Origin of the sequence: Paenibacillus cellulosilyticus (genome assembly GCF_003182255.1) — a bacterium.
In the GTDB taxonomy this organism is placed as follows: domain Bacteria; phylum Bacillota; class Bacilli; order Paenibacillales; family Paenibacillaceae; genus Paenibacillus_T; species Paenibacillus_T cellulosilyticus.
Window position 1 is genome coordinate 13,367 of record NZ_QGTQ01000053.1, and the last position, 1,777, is coordinate 15,143.

The window sequence follows — 1,777 nt, forward strand, 5'->3', positions numbered from 1 at the left end:
GATTGTGAAATGCGGTTGCGGGTATGTGCCACTGGATGGCGATTATCCGGAGAGCAGACTCCGCTTTATGCTTGAAGATTGCCAGATCGATACGATTCTGTGCAGTTCGGGAACTATCGGGGCGGGGGCTTGGATTCCAGAAGGGATTCATAGGATCGACATCCGGGAGCGTTATGAGCGATTCGACATGGCCCCGTATGCTTCTTCCCCTTCAGATACGGCCTATGTGATTTATACTTCAGGTTCAACAGGGATGCCTAAAGGCGTTGTTGTCTCCCATCAAAATGTGATCCGACTCGTTCAGCAAACCAATTATGTGGATTTTAGTGACGCGAGAATATTACAGACCGGCGCCTTATCTTTTGACGCAGCGACATTTGAAATTTGGGGCTCTCTATTGAATGGGGGAGCACTCTGTCTCATAGACAGTGATCTTCTAGCGGATCCCGGGAAGCTGGCGGAATTAGTTGAACAGAATCGCCTCAATACGATGTTTTTGACCTCTCAGCTGTTTAATAACTTGGTTGATCTCGATATGAGATGGATGAAGGGGATGAAAAATATCCTCACTGGCGGTCAAGCCATCTCCGAGAGACATGTGAACAAGCTGCTGCAATATCATCAGGATCTTACCCTTATTCACTGTTACGGGCCGACTGAGAATACGACGTTCTCCCTGACATACAAGGTTGAACACCAGCAGGTCAACATACCGATCGGCCAATCGATAAGCAACAGCACAGCCTACATCATGAACGGAACCACATTGTGCGGCATTGGGATGACCGGTGAATTATGTTTAGGGGGCGACGGAGTAGCAAAAGGTTATTTGAACCGCGAGGAGCTGACCCGTCAGAAATTCATCGACAATCCGTATGTTCCGGGTGAACGTATTTACCGGACGGGCGACCTGGCCAGATGGCTGCCGGACGGCAATATTGAGTTCTTGGGCAGAATGGACGAGCAAGTGAAGATCAGGGGCCACCGCATTGAACCGGGGGAAATCGAAAGTGTGCTTAGAAATCAACCAGGGATCATTGATGCGGCCGTTGTAACAAGGCGGGATCCAGCAGGTGAGATGATATTATGCGCCTATATCGTGAATAGCGGACCTGTCATTGCTAACGCCATCGATCTGAAGCAGCAGTTGAGACAAGTATTGCCGGAATACATGATTCCGTCCTATCTGATGGCACTGGACCGGCTGCCGGTCACAAGGAACGGCAAGCTTGACCGCAGAGCGCTCCCTGAACCGTCGGAATGGGGTCATCGGGTCATTACCGCTCCAAGAAATCCGGTGGAGGATATGCTGGCCAGCGTGTTCAAGGAAGTGCTGGGGCTGGAAGAGGTGAGCATCGACGACAGTTTCTTTGACCTTGGAGGGCATTCGCTGAAGGCTGCCCGGGTCGTGAACTTGATTGAATCGAGCACCGGTATACGCCTGCCGCTCCGGACGCTGTTCGAGAGTTCCACGGTTGCCGCCATCGGCGAGCTGCTGTCTGAGCAGGGCGAGCGGAGCTTCGAGCCCATTCCAGTGGCAGCGATCAAGCGGGATTATCCGATGTCTTCCGCCCAAAAGAGACTGTATGTCATCCATCAAATGGATGACCTGGGCACCGTGTACAATATGCCCGGCGTGCTGAAGCTGGAAGGAAAGCTGGATCCCGCACGGATTCAGGCCACCTTCCAAGAGCTGGTCCGTCGGCATGAGAGTCTCCGGACCAGCTTCCATATGATCGAAGGCGAGCTATTGCAGCGGATTGAAGAGCACGCGGAG

1 protein-coding gene is annotated in these 1,777 nt (G+C 52.4%); it reads left to right on the forward strand.

All coding sequences use genetic code 11. The features are described 5' to 3' along the window. Window positions 1-1,777: non-ribosomal peptide synthetase (locus tag DFQ01_RS31315; RefSeq protein ID WP_181394757.1), on the forward strand; the 1,777-nt coding region annotated here is incomplete at both ends.